Origin of the sequence: Pseudomonas sp. NPDC088368, assembly GCF_044753445.1 — a bacterium.
GTDB classification, from domain to species: domain Bacteria; phylum Pseudomonadota; class Gammaproteobacteria; order Pseudomonadales; family Pseudomonadaceae; genus Aquipseudomonas; species Aquipseudomonas bambusae.
On the sequence record NZ_JBIVNG010000012.1, the window covers coordinates 40,613 to 57,978 of the forward strand.

General features: G+C 58.9%; 15 protein-coding genes. 9 read left to right on the plus strand and 6 right to left on the minus strand.

Annotated elements, in window-relative coordinates; translation table 11 throughout:
- Positions 1-10: 10 nt before the first annotated feature.
- From ACIQAL_RS24765 to ACIQAL_RS24800, 8 genes are all read left to right on the plus strand, one after another.
- Entirely contained in the window at positions 11-811 is an 801-nt protein-coding gene (locus ACIQAL_RS24765) for a carbon-nitrogen hydrolase family protein (RefSeq protein ID WP_401150195.1), read from the plus strand.
- A gap of 269 nt (positions 812-1,080) precedes the next feature.
- Complete coding sequence (gene pqqF / locus ACIQAL_RS24770; RefSeq protein ID WP_401150197.1) at positions 1,081-3,453, plus strand: pyrroloquinoline quinone biosynthesis protein PqqF; 2,373 nt, start codon at positions 1,081-1,083, stop codon at positions 3,451-3,453.
- Positions 3,454-3,627: 174 nt separating this feature from the next.
- Positions 3,628-3,702, plus strand: a complete 75-nt coding sequence (pqqA, locus tag ACIQAL_RS24775; protein WP_003422658.1) for a pyrroloquinoline quinone precursor peptide PqqA — start codon at positions 3,628-3,630, stop codon at positions 3,700-3,702.
- 119 nt (positions 3,703-3,821) lie between these two features.
- On the plus strand, positions 3,822-4,733 hold the full coding sequence (gene pqqB / locus ACIQAL_RS24780; protein ID WP_401150198.1) for a pyrroloquinoline quinone biosynthesis protein PqqB: 912 nt from the start codon (positions 3,822-3,824) through the stop codon (positions 4,731-4,733).
- 55 nt (positions 4,734-4,788) lie between these two features.
- Complete coding sequence (pqqC, locus tag ACIQAL_RS24785) at positions 4,789-5,544, plus strand: pyrroloquinoline-quinone synthase PqqC (RefSeq protein ID WP_401150200.1); 756 nt, start codon at positions 4,789-4,791, stop codon at positions 5,542-5,544.
- Complete coding sequence (gene pqqD / locus ACIQAL_RS24790) at positions 5,541-5,816, plus strand: pyrroloquinoline quinone biosynthesis peptide chaperone PqqD (protein ID WP_166595632.1); 276 nt, start codon at positions 5,541-5,543, stop codon at positions 5,814-5,816. The genes pqqC and pqqD overlap by 4 nt, the downstream gene beginning before the upstream one ends.
- Complete coding sequence (gene pqqE, locus ACIQAL_RS24795) at positions 5,788-6,975, plus strand: pyrroloquinoline quinone biosynthesis protein PqqE (RefSeq protein WP_401150202.1); 1,188 nt, start codon at positions 5,788-5,790, stop codon at positions 6,973-6,975. Before pqqD ends, pqqE begins: the two co-directional genes overlap by 29 nt.
- Positions 6,941-8,767, plus strand: coding sequence for a S9 family peptidase (locus ACIQAL_RS24800; protein WP_401150204.1), 1,827 nt, complete (start codon positions 6,941-6,943; stop codon positions 8,765-8,767). The genes pqqE and ACIQAL_RS24800 overlap by 35 nt, the downstream gene beginning before the upstream one ends.
- A 139-nt stretch (positions 8,768-8,906) precedes the next feature.
- Here the strand turns inward: ACIQAL_RS24800 and ACIQAL_RS24805 are convergent, their stop codons facing one another.
- Together ACIQAL_RS24805 and ACIQAL_RS24810 are read right to left on the minus strand one after the other, a co-directional pair.
- Positions 8,907-9,068 carry a YqaE/Pmp3 family membrane protein gene (locus ACIQAL_RS24805; protein ID WP_081564967.1) on the minus strand — a complete coding sequence of 54 codons (162 nt, stop codon included), beginning with the start codon at positions 9,066-9,068 and terminating at the stop codon, positions 8,907-8,909.
- Between the two features lie 190 nt (positions 9,069-9,258).
- Positions 9,259-9,960: an aminotransferase class III-fold pyridoxal phosphate-dependent enzyme gene (locus tag ACIQAL_RS24810; protein WP_401150205.1), complete on the minus strand. Its 702-nt coding sequence runs from the start codon at positions 9,958-9,960 to the stop codon at positions 9,259-9,261.
- A 182-nt stretch (positions 9,961-10,142) separates the two neighbouring features.
- Here ACIQAL_RS24810 and ACIQAL_RS24815 point away from each other — a divergent pair, with 182 nt between their 5' ends.
- Positions 10,143-11,051 carry a LysR family transcriptional regulator gene (locus tag ACIQAL_RS24815; protein WP_401150206.1) on the plus strand — a complete coding sequence of 303 codons (909 nt, stop codon included), beginning with the start codon at positions 10,143-10,145 and terminating at the stop codon, positions 11,049-11,051.
- A gap of 247 nt (positions 11,052-11,298) precedes the next feature.
- On the opposite strand, the gene ACIQAL_RS24820 is transcribed toward ACIQAL_RS24815, so the two are convergent.
- The 4 genes from ACIQAL_RS24820 to ACIQAL_RS24835 form a co-directional block, all read right to left on the minus strand.
- Positions 11,299-13,077: an acyl-CoA dehydrogenase C-terminal domain-containing protein gene (locus ACIQAL_RS24820; RefSeq protein WP_401150207.1), complete on the minus strand. Its 1,779-nt coding sequence runs from the start codon at positions 13,075-13,077 to the stop codon at positions 11,299-11,301.
- A 222-nt stretch (positions 13,078-13,299) separates the two neighbouring features.
- Positions 13,300-14,595, minus strand: a complete 1,296-nt coding sequence (locus ACIQAL_RS24825; RefSeq protein ID WP_166595638.1) for a GGDEF domain-containing protein — start codon at positions 14,593-14,595, stop codon at positions 13,300-13,302.
- A gap of 205 nt (positions 14,596-14,800) precedes the next feature.
- The gene (locus ACIQAL_RS24830) at positions 14,801-16,606 is read right to left on the minus strand and encodes a phenylacyl-CoA dehydrogenase (protein ID WP_401150209.1); all 1,806 of its coding nucleotides are present in this window, start codon (positions 16,604-16,606) and stop codon (positions 14,801-14,803) included.
- Between the two features lie 368 nt (positions 16,607-16,974).
- Positions 16,975-17,271: a pyrroloquinoline quinone biosynthesis protein PqqE gene (locus ACIQAL_RS24835; protein ID WP_166595640.1), complete on the minus strand. Its 297-nt coding sequence runs from the start codon at positions 17,269-17,271 to the stop codon at positions 16,975-16,977.
- Positions 17,272-17,366: the final 95 nt, after the last annotated feature.

Below are 17,366 nucleotides of genomic sequence, written 5' to 3' on the forward strand. Positions count from 1 at the left end.
GGAGGCCGCCATGCGCGTTGCTTTGTATCAATGCCCGCCGCTGCCGCTGGACATCAGCGGCAATCTGCAACGTCTCAACACTCAGGCGATTGAAGCGGCCGCCGAGGGTGCTGCGTTGTTGGTGTGCCCGGAGATGTTTCTCAGTGGTTACAACATCGGCGCTCAGGCAGCGCGCGCGCTCGCGCAACACTGCGATGGACCGGCAGCGCAGGCCATTGCGGCCATCGCTCAGGCCACCGGCGTGGCGATTTTGTATGGCTATCCCGAGCTGGGTGCCGAGGATCAGGTCTACAACGCTGTGCAGCTGATCGACGCAAAAGGTGCACGTCTCTGCAATTACCGTAAGACGCATCTCTATGGCGAGCTGGATAAGTCGATGTTCAGCGCCGGAGATGAGCACTTCCCGGTGGTGGAATTCAACGGATGGAAGCTGGGATTCCTCATCTGCTATGACGTGGAGTTTCCCGAGAACACTCGGCGCCTCGCGCTATTGGGGGCTGATCTGATTTTGGTGCCGACCGCCAACATGGCGCCTTACGACTTCGTCTGCGACGTGACGGTTCGAGCCAGGGCATTCGAAAACCAGTGCTATCTGGTGTACGCGAATTACTGCGGCAGCGAGGACGAGATTCAGTACTGCGGACTGAGCAGCATCTGCGCGCCGGACGGCAGACAGGTTGGGCTGGCGGGTCTGGACGAGGCGTTGGTGATTGCAGACCTGGATCGTCACGTGATGAGTGAATCCCAGGCGATCAACACCTACTTCAAGGATCGGCGGCCTGGGTTTTATTCGGGGTTGGTGAGAGATTAAAGCACGCCCGCTTTTCTCTTACCTATTCGCTCCTGTAGATGTTTTTGCGCCACGAAACTTGAGCCAGATCCGGACTCAATTGTGGGAGCGAATTCATTCGCGAATATGGATCAGGCGGCCGAGATGTATCGGCCACACCGGCCAATCGCGAATAAATTCGCTCCTACAGTTCTACCGTATGCCGTCCACAAATCCGCGCCACTCGGGCCATAGACTTCACAATCCGCTAGCATGACGAATCACTTTCCTACGCAATCGCGGAAATCTTCATGCAGGTGCCCGACCCAACCACCCATCGTTCCCTGACCTTGCCCAACGGCTTGCGCGTGGTGCTGTGTTCCGCGCCGCGTCTGAAACGTTGTGCAGCGGCATTGCGGGTGGCGGCGGGCAGTCATGATGTGCCGGCGCAATGGCCGGGGCTGGCGCACTTCCTTGAGCACCTTTTCTTCCTCGGCACCGAGCGGTTTCCCGCAGACCAGAATCTGATGGCCTACGTTCAGCGCCACGGTGGACAGGTCAACGCCAGCACCCGCGAGCGCACCACTGACTTTTTCTTTGAGCTTGGGCCCGCCGCCTTCGCAGGTGGGCTGGAACGGCTGTGCGACATGCTCGCTCATCCGCGCATGAGCCTGGCCGATCAGATGCGTGAACGTGAAGTGTTGCACGCAGAATTCATTGCATGGTCGCAGGATGAAGCGTCACGCGACCAACTGAAACGGCTTCAGCCTCTGTCCCCCTCGCACCCGTTGCGTGGGTTTCACGCGGGCAACCGTTTCAGCCTGCCCGTTCCGCGTCCGATCTTTCAGCGGGCGTTGCAGGATTTTTACCGCACGTTTTATCAAGCAGGTCAGATGACATTGAGCCTTGCCGGGCCGCAGACGCTGGATGAGTTGCAGGCAATGGTCACGGCTGTTGGCGGCTCTTTCACTGCTGGCCGTAGGATTCAACAGCAGAAACCGCCTGCACTGATGCACGATCAACCCCGCGAGTCCCAGAGCGAAGATGACCCACGTCGGATGCAGCTGATATTTGCGTGCGAAAGCCTGCCGCGAGGGCACGAACAGGCGACGGCCTTTTTGTGCACGTGGATGAACAATGGGCAGCCGGGCGGGTTGGTGGCGACGTTGCGTGGTCGGGGGCTCATTCACTCGCTCAAGGCTAGCGTGATCTATGAGTTCGGAGGGCAGATGTTGCTTGAGATCGAGGTGGCGCTGTCAGACGTCATCGCGTCAGCTCGGACGACTCAAATCCAAGGCCTGATCTTCAATTGGCTGGAATTCTTCAAAGCGAATTATCACGCACTGCTCGACGAGTTCGGGCACCTGCAACAGCGCCACTTGGACGTCAGCAACGCACTCGCACTTGCACGGCATTACAGCGCCGATCACGCCCCATCGGGCCTGCAAGCCGAGACCATTGACGCGCTGCTCGATCAACTCACGCCAAGTACCCTGCTGCATCCGATCACGCCCACCGCCATCACTGACATCCCCTGGCACCTGCCCAGCCCGAACCCGTTCCTGCCACCTCGCGAGCCGTCTCAAACCGCTGCGCTTTTGCCACCCGCACTGACCATCAGCGATGCCCTCCCGGCAACCGGCGAGGCCACGGTTTACCTGCGCTGGACGCTGCCGTCACCGCAGCCCAAGCTGCATCGCATGCTCGCCGAAAGCCTCAAGCCCCTTATTGCCGACGCACAACAAGCGGGCGTCATCCTGGCTTTTGATGCGTACGGCCCTCACTGGCAACTCAAACTGGGCGGTTTCGCCGACCCTATCCCTGCCGTCCTGGAGCAAGCGCTGACACACCTCGGCGAACCGTCTGAAGAAACCCTCACCCGTTACGGGGTGCCAGCCCATGAACCGACGCCGATCCCGATCCGCCAGTTGCTCAAGACCTTGTCTGATCATTTTCTGAACAGTCCCGGTGCTGGCGAATCACGCGACCTGCAAGGCGTCTGGTCCCAGGCACGCTGGGAAGGGCTAGCCTTCGGATTTCAGCAGAGTGGTCAACGCGCGTTGGCCCACGCGATGACGCGCATCACAAGTGCTCCGAAAACCCTGGCGACGCCAACCGCCGAGCAGATGCCTGATCATCGCTGGCAAATCGAGCCGTCGGAATCGTCCGAAGATGCCGTGCTGATGTTCTATCCGACGCCCACGAACAGTATCGAAGACGAAGCGAGCTGGCGATTTCTCTCACATCTGGTGCAGGCGCCGTTCTACCAGCGTTTGCGTGTCGAATTGCAGTTGGGCTACGCGGTATTCAGCGGCTTCCGACAGATTGCCGGGCGCGGCGGGATGTTGTTCGGCGTGCAATCCCCCAGCGCCAACGTCGGTGAGTTGGTCGAGCACATCGAAACATTCATGAGAAACCTGCCCGCGCGGATCGAATACGCTGACTTGCCCGCGCAGCTGACTGCCCTTCAAGCCCAAGTCGATCCAGCCGGCATGGACCCTCAACAATCAGCCGAGACGCTGTGGCAGGCTCACTTGGCCGGACATGGCACCGACTATGCCGCTCGTCTGCAACATTCATTTGCACATCTTCGTCGAGAGGACCTGATAGACATCGCAAACCGGATAGCGCTGTCTCAAACCCCGGTATTCAACCTGTCAAATCGCGCCAACCCGCACGGATAGCCACTCTCCGCCGTACGATCATTGCCTGAAATGCAAAAAGCTTTATCCAAACTTTCATCATTGGAGAGCTGATATTTTTAGTAACATAGCTGCCTAAGCATTTGAACGTCTCCTCTTGCAGGTGTACTAAAGATGTACCCACCCACCGCTGCACTCACCCGGAAGGAGTTCTTTATGTCCTGGACTAAACCTGCTTACACCGACCTGCGTATCGGCTTTGAAGTCACCATGTACTTCGCAAGCCGCTGATTGTTGCGCGATGAAAAGCCTCGGTTCGCCGGGGCTTTTTTGTTACAGGATTCAAGATTTTCAGACGCGGCGTTCACGCACGTCTCGGGCCTCGCGGCCTCACTTGGTAGGGAGCACACATGCACATCCAGATTCTCGGCTCGGCGGCGGGCGGCGGTTTTCCTCAGTGGAACTGCAACTGCGCCAATTGCGCAGGCTTTCGCGACGGCAGCTTGCGAGCACAGGCTCGCACCCAGTCGTCCATCGCTTTGTCAGATGACGGCGTGAACTGGGTCTTGTGCAATGCGTCTCCGGACATCCGCGCACAGCTGCAAGGCTTCGCGCCGATGCAACCTAATCGCGGCCTGCGCGACACCGGCATCAGCGCGATCATCCTGATGGACAGCCAGATCGATCACACCACCGGCTTGCTGAGCCTGCGCGAAGGGTGCCCGCATCAGGTCTGGTGCACGGACATGGTTCATGAAGACCTGAGCACAGGCTTTCCGCTGTTCGATATGCTCAAACACTGGAACGGTGGACTGGTCTGGAACCGCATCGAACTGGAAGGCAGCTTTGTGATTCCAGCCTGCCCGAACCTGCGCTTTACGCCGTTTCCTCTACGCAGCGCAGCTCCGCCCTACTCGCCTCACCGATTCGACCCACACCCGGGCGACAACATCGGGCTGATGGTCGAGGACACGCGAACCGGCGGCAAACTGTTCTACGCACCGGGCCTGGGCAAAGTGGACGACGCCCTCATGGAGAAAATGAGCGGCGCCGACTGTCTGTTGGTAGACGGCACGATGTGGGACGACGACGAGATGAAGCGTCGTGGCGTGGGCACGCGCACCGGCACAGAGATGGGCCACCTGGCGCAGAACGGCCCCGGCGGCATGCTGGAAGTGCTGGAAAAACTGCCACGGCAGCGCAAGGTGCTTATTCACATCAACAATACCAACCCGATCCTCGACGAAGACTCCCCCGAGCGCGCCGAACTGGCCCGCCGCGAGGTTGAAGTCGCGTTCGATGGCATGAGCATCGAGTTGTAGGAAAACGCAGCTCGACCTGTGGGATCTGCCACTATTTTTGAGGATGAATGACGACATGAGTGAGCAAACGCCACTGTCCCCCGCCGCATTCGAACAGGCCCTTCGCGCCAAGGGCGCGTATTACCACATCTATCACCCGTTCCACGTCGCGATGTACGAAGGCCGCGCCTCCCGTGAGCAGATTCAGGGCTGGGTCGCCAACCGCTTCTATTACCAGGTGAACATCCCCCTGAAAGACGCCGCGATTCTGGCCAACTGCCCGGACCGCGAGATTCGTCGCGAATGGATTCAGCGCGTGCTCGATCACGACGGCGCCCCGGGCGAAGACGGCGGCATCGAGGCCTGGCTGCGTTTGGGTCAAGCCGTGGGTTTGGACCCTGAACAGCTGCGTTCGCAAGAATTGGTGCTCCCGGGCGTACGATTCGCCGTCGACGCCTATGTGAATTTCGCCCGCCGCGCCAACTGGCAGGAAGCCGCCAGCAGCTCGCTGACCGAACTGTTCGCGCCGCAGATTCACCAATCGCGCCTCGACAGTTGGCCGCAGCACTATCCGTGGATCGATCCAGCGGGCTATGAATATTTCCGCACCCGTCTGGGCCAAGCCCGTCGCGACGTCGAGCATGGTCTGGCGATCACGCTTCAGCACTACACGACCTGGGAAGGCCAGCAGCGCATGCTCGAAATCCTGCAGTTCAAACTCGACATTTTGTGGAGCATGCTCGACGCCATGACTATGGCCTACGAGCTGAACCGCCCGCCCTACCACAGCGTCACCGACCAACGCGTCTGGCATAAAGGAATCGCGCTATGAGCTTCAATCGTGAACAGGTGCCAAGCTGGCGTCGGGGTTATCGCTTCCAGTTCGAGCCTGCGCAGAACGGCCACGTGCTGCTGTACCCGGAAGGGATGATCAAGTTGAACGAGAGCGCCAGCGAGATCGGCGGTTTGATCGACGGTCAGCGTAGCGTCGGTGCAATCATTGCGTTGCTCGACGAAAAATTCCCTGGTGTTCCTGAGCTTGGCACTGACGTCGAGCAATTCATGGAGGTCGCCCGTGCCGAACACTGGATCGAACTTGGCTGAGCCAACGACAGCTGAATCCAAGGTGCACATTCCGCCTACGCCTCCGGTCGGGCTGCCGTTGTGGCTGCTCGCCGAGCTGACTTACCGTTGCCCGCTGCAATGCCCGTATTGCTCCAACCCGCTGGATTTTGCCAAGCAGGGGCAGGAACTGACGACTGAGCAGTGGTTCAAGGTGATGGCCGAAGCACGGCAGATGGGCGCGGCGCAGATCGGGTTTTCCGGTGGAGAGCCGTTGGTGCGCCAAGACCTCGCTGAGCTGATCGCCGAGGCCCGTCGACTGGGTTTCTACACCAACCTGATTACCTCTGGCATCGGCCTGACCGAACAGAAAATCATCGACTTCAAAGAGGCCGGTCTGGATCACATTCAGATCAGTTTCCAGGCCAGTGACGAGCAAGTGAACAACATGCTCGCGGGGTCGAAAAAAGCCTTCGCGCAGAAGCTGGAGATGGCCCGTGCGGTGAAAAAGCACGGTTATCCGATGGTGCTGAATTTCGTCACCCACCGGCACAACATCGACAAAATCGACAAGATCATCGAGCTGTGTGTGGCACTGGAAGCGGACTTCGTCGAGTTGGCCACCTGCCAGTTCTACGGCTGGGCACAACTAAACCGCGTGGGCCTGCTGCCGACCAAGGATCAACTGGTGCGTGCCGAACGCATCACCAACGAATACCGCGTGCAACTCGCCGCCGAGCATCATCCGGTCAAGCTGATCTTCGTGACCCCGGATTACTACGAAGAACGTCCGAAAGCCTGCATGAATGGCTGGGGGAATCTGTTCCTGACCGTCACGCCAGACGGCACCGCCCTGCCCTGCCACGGCGCGCGGCAGATGCCGATCCAGTTTCCCAATGTCCGCGATCACACGATGCAGCACATTTGGTACGAGTCCTTCGGCTTCAATCGCTTTCGCGGGTACGAATGGATGCCCGAGCCGTGTAGGTCGTGTGACGAGAAAGAGAAGGACTTTGGCGGATGCCGCTGTCAGGCCTTCATGCTCACGGGTGACGCCAGCAACGCCGACCCGGTATGCAGCAAATCTCCGCAACACAGCCTGATCACCCAAGCGCGCGATGAAGCCGAGTATGCTAGCCAGACCATCGAGCAACTGGCTTTCCGCAATGAACGAAACTCACGCCTCATCGCCAAATCCTGACCTCTTCTCTGCCGCCCAAGCTGTGGCGGCAGGCATCGATTTCGCTGAACTGAGCGTCAGTCCCGCCGGCCTTTTCTGGAATGAATTTCGCCCGCAGGACGCGGCTTCGCGCATTTGGCGCTGGAGCAAAGGCGCCACTACCTGCCTGACCCCGGACGGCTTCAGCGTTCGCAGCCGGGTCTACGAATATGGCGGCGGATCGTTCTGCCTCACGGACGACGCAGTGGCGTTCGTCAACGAGGCGGATCAGCAGATCTACGTTCAACCTTTCGACTCCAGCATCCCGCAACCCCTTACCCAAGGTGACAAGCACTACGGCGATGTCCGATTCGCTCGTGGGCAAATTCTGGCCGTTGAGGAGGAAAAAGACGTTCATCGGTTGGTCGCGATTGACCTGATCGATGGCCGGCGGGAAGTCCTGGCCGAAGGTGCCGATTTCTACGCATCACCGACGCTGAGCCCGGATGGCAACCGGCTGGTGTGGATCGAATGGTGGCGCCCGCATCAGCCGTGGACCTCGACCCGGCTGCTGAGCGTTGAGCGCCAAGCGGATGCCACATGGGGTCGGGCCCATTGTCTGGCGGGCGGATTGGGGCTTGAAGCCCTGCAACAACCGCGCTTCGATGCTCAAGGCCGCCTGTATTGCCTGACAGACCGCGCCGGGTTCTGGCAACCGTGGGTCGAGACTCTGGAAGGTTTTGAAGCTTTGCCGACAGCCAACGCTGATCACGCGCCTGCACCTTGGCAATTGGGAGGTTCAAGCTGGCTGCCGTTAAATGACGGCGCGTACCTCGCCCCATGGTCGGAAGACGGCATGGGCGTGTTGGGCATCCGTTCGGCTGACAATACGGTGAGCCTATTCGGCAGCGACTACAGCCGTTTTCGCAACTTGGCGATGGACGATCAGTACCTCTATTGCATCGCTGCGTCGGCCATCAGCCCTTCTGCGGTGCTGGCGATCAGTCGCGCCGACCAGCGCGTTCAGGTACTGGCGGGCGGAGTGGCGCCGCTTCCAATCGAGCGCATCAGCCGTCCGCAAACCTTGCGCTATCCGAGTGGTGGCGAGGAAGCACACGGCTACTTCTACCCGGCCATGAACGGCGAAACGAAGCCGCCGGTGGTGGTGTTCATCCACGGCGGGCCTACGTCAGCCTGCTACCCGGTGCTCGACCCGCGCATTCAATACTGGACGCAGCGCGGCTTCGCGGTCGCCGACCTTAACTACAGAGGTAGCACCGGCTATGGCCGCGCCTATCGGCAGGCGCTGTTTCTGGAATGGGGCGTGGTCGATGTGGAGGATGCTTGCGCGGTGGTCGAATACCTGGGCAATCAGGGGTTGATAGATCCGAATAACGCGTTCATTCGCGGAGGCAGCGCGGGCGGCTACACGACCCTCTGTGCACTGGCGTTCAAGAACGTGTTCCGCGCAGGCGCGAGTCTTTACGGCGTCAGCGATCCCCTCGCGCTCGCCGAGGCGACGCATAAGTTTGAAGCGGATTATCTGGACTGGCTGATCGGCGATCCGGACATCGACATGGTCCGTTACAAAGAACGGACGCCGTTGTTACATGCTGACCAGATCAAGGTGCCGGTGATCTTCTTCCAAGGCGAACTCGATGCCGTGGTTGTTCCCGCCCAGACACGCGACATGCTCAACGCCCTGTTGGAAAAAGGCATCCCCGCTGAAGGGCATTTCTACCCGGACGAGCGCCACGGCTTCCGCAAGGCCAGTAACCAAGCCCACGCGCTGGAAACCGAATGGGCGTTTTATCGGAAGGTGATGGAGGGGTAAAACAGGCAACTTGAATGCACTGCGGGAACGCATTCATTCGCGATTCGTCATTACAGTCGACAAATTTCTATCGAATGTAAGATTTTTCGCGAATAAATTCGCTCCCACAGAGTGGCGTCCAACCCAGCATCCAGAGTGCTTACTTCCGGCTGGCGATGATGTAAACGGCGTGAATGATGCCGGGGAAGTAGCCCAGCAGCGTCAGCAAGATGTTGAGCCAGAAAGCGCCGGCAAAGCCGACTTGCAGGAACACGCCCAGGGGTGGCAGCAGGATGGCGATGATGATGCGAATGATGTCCATGGGTGATGCTCCAGATTAAGAAGATGGCCTGACAAGGCCACACAGCTAATCGACTCTGCGCTGCGTCAGGGGTTCCACGGCCCATGTCATCGAGCCACTACCCACTGTAAAAAACGCCCCGCACCCAGTGCTTCTGGTGCAGGGCGAAGCGTACGGAACGCCAGACGGTAGTCTTACGCGAGAACGAGGCTCAGGCCATCAGGCCGTCGAACACCGTCGTCAGTAGGGGGGTTATGACGGGCGGGCGTCGCGCCGAAAGGCTCGACACCGGCTCTGGGACGAAGCCCGGCAATTGGTCGATCCGACCGGCGCAGGCTTGGCCACGAACCAGCAACGCAGGGCTGCGCGGACACCGGTTTGAGTGGTCGCCCAGCACGACGATGTCGGCGCGCACACCGTAGCTGTCTTCGCACAACACACCGCCGTGCTGTCCAATCGGGCCACGCGCCTCGTTGAGAATCAGCAGAATATTCAGCGCACGACAGAGTCTTTCCACACCTTGCAGGTAAGCGTGCGAAGCAGGTGTCACGACGGATGAACCCTGAATCGGCTCCAGGATGATCGCGACCGTTCGTGAATCCACGGCCGCTTCCATCGCAGACAGATCGTTGAAAGGGACGCGACTGACGTCAGCGGCCATCGATTCGATCAGCCGATCAAACCGTCCGCCACTGGCGACCACGATGCCGCACTCGCCCCGTCGGTGCAGCTCCCCCCAGCGACGCGCCAGCGTGAGGGCCGCTGCACAGGCGTCCTGCTCGGCGGAGAACAAACCCGCCTCGTCGCTCTTCGTGCGTTGACGCAGGCGCTCCAGCGGTGACAGCAATGCCAACGATTCAGCACCGTCGATACCCTCGGCACTGGCTTGGCGCTGACGGTTGAACAGGTTCATAGGCGCTGCCCCTGATCAATGCCATGAATCCGGTTTTCCGCTTTGCCTATGCAAATGCTGCCTGTTACAACACTGCTCATCGCACCGTATGCCCCTGCAACCCTCATGAGTTGGGCGTAGACTATGCCGCGAGCGCTTTAACGACCATTTCGATTTTCCAGCCATTTCGATAAGCATGACTTATGGATTTCCGCCAACTGCGTTATTTCGTCGCGGTCTATGAAGAAGGCCATGTGGGGCGTGCTGCCGAGCGTCTGTCGTTGTCGCAACCCGCGCTTTCGCAGCAGATTCGCCTGCTCGAACACAGCCTTGATGTCAGCCTGTTCGAACGCAGCAGCAAACGCCTGCTTCCGACCCTTGCCGCACACACGCTTTATAACCACGCTGTCCCGCTACTCGATGGCATGCAACGCGCCCGGGATGCACTGCGCAACTTCAAGGGTCAGTCGCAACGCACTCTGGCGATTGGCGTGATGCAAACCGTGCACTCAAGCCTGGTGCCGCAGATGCTGGAGCACGTGCGCAAGGCACAACCGCATCTGGTGGTGCAGATCTATGAGTTGAGTGCGATGGAGATCGAGCGCCGCTTGCTCAACGGCTCGCTGGACATCGGTATCAGCTACTTGCCGCCCCGCCAACCGGGTTTGCACGGCATGCTGCTGTATGAAGATGAACTGAAGCTCGTCATCCCTTTCAATCATCCACTGCGGGAATTCAAGAAGGTCTCGATGACCCAAGCGGCTGAACTGCCGATGTTGCTGCTGGGCGAAGAGTTTCAAGTGCGGCAGATCTGGCAGACGCAATTGAGCAATCTCGGACGTCGTCCGCATGTGCAGGCTGAGCTGAATAACATGGCGGGCATTCTCGACAGCCTCACGCACATGAAATTGGCAACGGTGCTGCCGGGCCGGGCGCAGGATATTCAGGACAACGCGGAATTGCTCTGGAAGCCGCTTAGCGAACCACGAGTGCCCCTGCAAATCGGGCTGGTTTACCGCGATGCGCAAAGACAGCAAGCCACGCTGGAGCTGCTGAAGTCAGTGCTGAAAGAAATGGAGAATCCGAAACCTGCATTGCCGGATGGCGCTTGAGGCGGGGTCAGACATTTACAAAAGCCAGATAAAAGAAAACCCCGCCGAAGCGAGGTTTTCCAGACTGTTTCCCTTTTGACTTCCCTTTCTTCCCACCATCCTGGCAGGCATTCCCTACGTGTCCATGTTGTCTGTTTGCGCATCCTGCGCGACGTCCATGTGTGTAGATTAACTTTGGATCCCATAACGCGATAGAGCCAATTGTCAGCGCGTCGTGTAAGCCAAAGCTTACACGACGTCTACCCCATCAAAACTGCGCAGCGTCCAGCAGGTACAACGACTCGCTGCCCGCCCGAACCGATGCCGCAAGCGATTGAATACGCGGCAGAAGGCGTGCGAAATAGAAGCGCGCGGTGCCCATTTTGCTGGCGTAGAAATCTTCTTGAGCCTCTTTTCCCTGCGCCGCTTTGGCCGACATGGCCCACATGTACGCGTACGCCGTGTAGCCGAACACGTGCAGGTACTCGACGGAGGCGGCGCCGATTTCATTCGGGTTGCTGCGCGCGCGATCCAGAACCCAGTTAGTCAATTCATCAAGGTTTGTCAGCGCGGCGCTCAGGGGTTTGGTGAATTCGCTCAGCGACGCGTCAGACGCCGCAATGAATGCCCGAACTTCGTCGGAGAACAGCCGGTAATGCGCCCCACCGGTGGCGACGATTTTGCGCCCCATCAGGTCAAGAGCCTGAATACCGTTGGTGCCTTCGTAAATCTGGGTGATACGCACGTCGCGGACCAGTTGCTCCTGCCCCCATTCACGAATGTAGCCGTGGCCGCCGAACACCTGCTGACCGAGGACCGTGGTGTCCAGCCCCATGTCAGTGAGGAACGCCTTGGCGACCGGCGTCAGCAACGCGACGAGCGCGTCGGCGCGATGGCGAACGTCGTCATCTTCGCTGTATTTGGCCGTGTCCAGCTGCATGGCGACGTAGGTGGAAAACGCACGACCACCTTCATTCAGGGCTTTCATGGTCAGCAGCATGCGACGGACATCAGGGTGAACAATGATCGGATCTGCGATAGTGTCTTTGGACTGAGCCCCGGTCGGCGCGCGGCTCTGCAAGCGGTCACGGGCGTACTCGATGGCGTTCTGATAAGAGCGCTCGCCCGACGACAGCCCTTGAATGCCCACGCCCAACCGCTCGTAGTTCATCATCGTGAACATCGCAGCCAGGCCCTTGTTCGGCTCGCCCACCAGATAGCCTTCAGCCTGATCGAAGTTCATTACGCAAGTCGCGGACGCCTGAATGCCCATTTTGTGTTCGATGGAACCGCAGGAAACGCTGTTGCGCGCGCCCAGGCTGCCGTCAGCATTGACGAAGAATTTAGGCACCAGAAACAGCGAAATGCCCTTCGGCCCCGCAGGCGCGTCCGGCAGCTTGGCCAGCACCAGATGGATGATGTTTTCGGTCAGATCGTGTTCGCCACCGGTGATGAAAATCTTGGTGCCGCTGATCTTGTAAGAACCGTCCGCCTGCGGATCGGCCTTGGTGCGGATGATCCCGAGGTCAGTCCCGGCATGGGCTTCGGTCAGGCACATGGAACCGGCCCATACCCCGGCGTACATGTTCGGCAGGTACGTGGCTTTCAGGTCTTCGCTGGCGTGGGTGTTGATCGACACGCAGGCGCCGGACGTCAGCATCGGGTACAGGCCGAACGCCAGGCTCGACGAGTTGACCATTTCTTCAACCTGAGCCGAGACAGCCTTGGGCATGCCCATACCGCCAAACTCGGGGTTACCACCGACGCCTACCCAGCCACCTTCGGCGTAGGTTTTGTACGCCTGAACGAAACCTTTGGGTGTCGTCACGACGGTATCAGCCCAATGACAACCTTCTTCGTCAGCGGCACGGCTGAGCGGTGCGACGGATTTGCTGGTGACCTTGCCGGCCTCCTCAAGAATCGCTTCGACGGTTTCCGCATCCACTGCTTCGGACAACTCTGGCAGCGTGGCCCAGAGTCTGGAAACTTCGAACACTTCATTGAGGACGAAGCGCATATCACGTAACGGCGCTTTGTAGTCGGCCATGGCAAACCTCGCAAACAGCAACAGAGACCCGGGGAAAGAGACGCAGCAGACAGGGTGCAGCATCAATGTGTCAGTCAGGCCGAGTGTACAGGAACACCATTTGCGACACATAGGGTCAAGTAGTGACCATTTATCAAATTAAAGTCACAAAAAAATGAAGGCACTTAAAAAGCCCCTGCCTTGCAACAGAAGCCCTTAGTTACCCCTGAAAAGGAAGAAGTCTTAGCTGGCAGCAGCCATTCGCACGGCGCCGCGTTTGTTCGTCTGACCGTGCGCGATCACGCAGTTGCGGCCCGCGCCTTTGGCCGCGTAAAGCGCCTGGTCAGCCGCCTTGAGGACTTCTTCGGGATTGCGGTGTTCAGGCAGCCGTTCGGCGACGCCCATACTGACCGTCACCGAGACCGTGGACGCCTGCGAGCCTGCACGGCGCTGGCGTCCTTGCAAATCGTCCTGAGGACGGTTGTCCTGATTACGTAAATGGATGGCGTAGTTGGCGATGGTCTCGCGGATCACTTCCAGGTGCGGCATGCACTCATCAATCGTCTTGCCCGCGAATACGATGGCGAACTCTTCACCACCATAGCGGTAGGCGCGACCGCCACCGTTGGTGATCTTCGACAGCTTGCTCGCCACCAGGCGCAGCACTTGATCGCCCACATCGTGGCCGTGGGTGTCGTTGAATTTCTTGAAGTGGTCGACGTCACTCATCGCCAGCACGTAGTTGCGCCCCAGACGCTGCATCCTTTCATTGAGCGCTCGCCGACCCGGCAATCCGGTCAACTCATCACGAAACGCCATTTGATAGGCCTCGTGTGCCACACCGGCAGCAATCATCAGCATGACCTGGCTGCACATGATGTTCAGCGTAAACGGCAGGATGAAGGTTTTCGGCAATGCCCAGAACAACCCGAGCAAGCCTACCAATTGCGCGGCATGCAGCGGCCGAGGTTTACGAATGTACTGAGTGATCAGCACGCCGAAGGCAATCAGGAATGTCACGTAGGAAAGCTGGATCAGGCTCATCCACTCGCCGTGCAGTGCAGGCCAGCGAATGTCGGCGAGCCAGGCGAGGAGGCTTTCCGGGAAACTTTGCTCCAGCCCCAGTGCCACGCTGCCGACCGCGACCAGGACGGCCAGACGTGCCACCAGATCCTGCAACAGATGCGTGCGTTCTTCCCAAGCGGCGAACAGCCCGAACATGACCGGCAGGAGAAGGCAGCAGAGGTGAAACACCACGGCGGCGTCCTCTCGGACTTTTCCATTGTCACGGTAGTAATCGGTCTGGGTGTCGAGCAGGAAATAGGCGATGTACACGGTGATCATCAGGAACAGTTCGCGCTGGCGCTTGTAAACCCCGCAGTACGCACCGCCAAGCAACAGCACCAACGTGGGCAGCACGTTGAACAGTGAGGTGAAGAACACGTTCAAGTCCTTCACGTATGCAGCCGCGAGCCCGGCGATCAACAACGCCAGTGACGGTAGAAAATGGCTAAGGCGTGCAGCTGAAGGGCGCAGCAAGAGGACGGTCTCCTACCCGTGTGGAGCAAGTGCAAATCAAATGGCATTGTGCCTGTATCGGCCACTTTACTCATTTGATGAGGAAAATGGTGAGAGAAATCACTGTTTTTTGTCGTCATTAATTTGTCATCTTCAAAATGACGCTCACAAAAAAACCGCTTGTCCCGAAAGACAAGCGGCTTTGAGGTAAAGCTAAACAGCTGACTCAGTAAGCCAGGCCGAAATGCTCTTCGTTCATGTCCATCAGGTTATTCGCGCCCGACAACATGGCCGCAACGTGTGTGCGGGTGCGCGGCAGGATGCGCTGGAAGTAGAAGCGCGCGGTCTGCAGCTTGGCGGTGTAGAAGGCTTCTTCGCCGGTGCCCGCTGCCAGTTTCTCAGCCGCCAGACGCGCCATGTCAGCCCAGAAGTACGCCAGGCAGACGTAGCCGGAGAACATCAGATAATCCACTGACGCGGCGCCGACTTCTTCGCGATCTTTCATGGCGGCCATGCCGACCTTCATGGTCAGTTCGCCCCACTCTTTGTTCAGTGCCGCCAGTGGCGTGACGAATTCGTTGACCGCTTCGTTGCCTTCTTGCGCCTGGCAGAATTTGTGCACGATCTTGGTGAAGCCCTTCAGCGCTTCGCCCTGGGTCATCAGCACTTTACGACCCAGCAGGTCGAGCGCTTGAACGCCCGTGGTGCCTTCGTACAGCATCGAAATGCGGCTGTCGCGAACGTTTTGCTCCATGCCCCACTCGGCGATGAAGCCGTGGCCGCCGTAGATCTGTACGCCGTGGTTGGCGGATTCGAAACCGACTTCGGTCATGAACGCTTTGGCGATCGGAGTCATGAAGGCCAGCAGGCCATCGGCTTGCTTCTTGGCTTCAGCGTCGTCGCTGTATTTGACGATGTCGACCTGCTTGGCGGTGAAATACACCATCGCGCGGGTGCCTTCGGCGAAGGCTTTCATGGTCAGCAGCATGCGACGTACGTCAGGGTGAACGATGATCGGGTCAGCGGCTTTGTCCGGCGCTTTTGGGCCAGTCAGGGAGCGCATTTGCAGACGCTCGCGGGCGTATTTCAAACCGCCCTGAAAGCCGATTTCAGCGTGAGCCAGACCTTGCAACGCAGTGCCCAGACGTGCGGTGTTCATGAAAGTGAACATGCAGTTCAGGCCTTTGTTCGGCGGGCCGATCAGGAAGCCGGTGGCGCCGTCGAAGTTCATCACGCAAGTGGCGTTGCCGTGGATGCCCATCTTGTGTTCCAGCGAACCGCAGCTCACGGCATTGCGCTCGCCCACGCTGCCATCTGCAGCTGGCAGGAATTTAGGAACGATGAACAGCGAGATGCCCTTGGTGCCCGCAGGCGCATCAGGCAGGCGGGCCAGCACGATGTGGACGATGTTATCGGCCATGTCGTGTTCGCCAGCGGAAATGAAGATTTTGGTGCCCGAGACTTTGTACGAACCATCAGCCTGAGGTTCGGCCTTGGTGCGCAGCATGCCCAAGTCGGTGCCGCAGTGAGGTTCGGTCAGGCACATGGTGCCGGTCCACTCACCCGAAACCAGCTTGGTCAGGTAAGCCTCTTGCTGCTCAGGGGTGCCATGCTCGGAGATGGTGTTCATCGCGCCATGGGACAGGCCTGGGTACATACCCCACGACCAGTTGGCTTCGCCGACCATTTCACTGACGGCCAGACCCAGCGACTCAGGCAGGCCCTGGCCACCATGTGCAACGTCGTGAGCAAGGCTTGGCCAGCCGCCCTCAACGAATTGTTTGTACGCTTCTTTGAAGCCAGTCGGAGTCTTAACGCCGGACTCGCTCCAGGTGCAACCTTCGGTGTCACCGACACGGTTCAGCGGGGCCAATACCTGCTCACAAAACTTGGCGCCTTCCTCAAGAATGGCGTCGACCATGTCAGGCGTGGCGTCCTGGCAAGCTGGCAGACTCTGATAGTGCGCTTCGTAGCCGAGCAGTTCGTCACGAACGAAGCGAATATCACGCAAGGGGGCCTTGTAGTCAGGCATAGCGATAAACCTCTGCTGATGAATCCTGGAATTGGATGACCGTAGGGTCACTGTAGGGACTTGCCCCTCCACCGAGATGTCTTTTTTATTCGATGGTCAAACAGATGTTTGAAACATACGTTTACGCCTAATTGATGTCAAGGGTGCGCGGCGAACCTTTCATCGACGCCGAGACGATCGTCACGAGCGCGCACACGCGGGCACGGCTCCGAGCCCCTGATTCAGTGAGTAGAGTTTAGTTGAGCAAACCCGCGACGCAGACGTCAGAGCGCCGCGATTCGGTCGGGTGATAGGGCGTTATTCAGAAAGGGGGCGCATACGAAAACGCGCACAAGAAGTGCGCGTCAGAAGAGCGGTTTTGCAAATAATCAGGCGAAGGTGTCGATCAGCGTGCCGAGCGCTTCGTCGGAGGCTTTTTCGACTTTCGCGCCCAACTGAACCTGAATGCGCCCTTGGGTCAGCTCGACGACATTCGTTGCCATGTCGGAACGCTGAGGGCGGTCAACCGAGCGCAGTCGCTCAAGCTGAAAGTCCGAGGACTGGCTGCGACCTGCCACTTCGGTGCCAGGGCTTGCCAACTGAGTGGCAGCTTGATCGACACGATCTTGCCCGACCTGCATTGCGCTCAGGCCTGGGTACAGCGTGTTGTTCAGCGTGATTTGCATGACCACAATCCTCTGTTCATAAAACGAACAGCGTCATTAAACCAGTAAAGGCCGTGAAACACTCGGCAAAAAGACTAATGGCATTGCGCCTTGTG

Coding starts and splice junctions, on each gene's coding strand:
- ACIQAL_RS24765 (WP_401150195.1), top strand. CDS start 11: ATGCGCGTTGCTTTGTATCAATGCCCGCCGCTGCCGCTGGACATCAGC.
- pqqF (WP_401150197.1), top strand. CDS start 1,081: ATGCAGGTGCCCGACCCAACCACCCATCGTTCCCTGACCTTGCCCAAC.
- pqqB (WP_401150198.1), top strand. CDS start 3,822: ATGCACATCCAGATTCTCGGCTCGGCGGCGGGCGGCGGTTTTCCTCAG.
- pqqC (WP_401150200.1), top strand. CDS start 4,789: ATGAGTGAGCAAACGCCACTGTCCCCCGCCGCATTCGAACAGGCCCTT.
- pqqD (WP_166595632.1), top strand. CDS start 5,541: ATGAGCTTCAATCGTGAACAGGTGCCAAGCTGGCGTCGGGGTTATCGC.
- ACIQAL_RS24800 (WP_401150204.1), top strand. CDS start 6,941: ATGAACGAAACTCACGCCTCATCGCCAAATCCTGACCTCTTCTCTGCC.
- ACIQAL_RS24805 (WP_081564967.1), bottom strand. CDS start 9,068: ATGGACATCATTCGCATCATCATCGCCATCCTGCTGCCACCCCTGGGC.
- ACIQAL_RS24810 (WP_401150205.1), bottom strand. CDS start 9,960: ATGAACCTGTTCAACCGTCAGCGCCAAGCCAGTGCCGAGGGTATCGAC.
- ACIQAL_RS24815 (WP_401150206.1), top strand. CDS start 10,143: ATGGATTTCCGCCAACTGCGTTATTTCGTCGCGGTCTATGAAGAAGGC.
- ACIQAL_RS24820 (WP_401150207.1), bottom strand. CDS start 13,077: ATGGCCGACTACAAAGCGCCGTTACGTGATATGCGCTTCGTCCTCAAT.
- ACIQAL_RS24830 (WP_401150209.1), bottom strand. CDS start 16,606: ATGCCTGACTACAAGGCCCCCTTGCGTGATATTCGCTTCGTTCGTGAC.
- ACIQAL_RS24835 (WP_166595640.1), bottom strand. CDS start 17,271: ATGCAAATCACGCTGAACAACACGCTGTACCCAGGCCTGAGCGCAATG.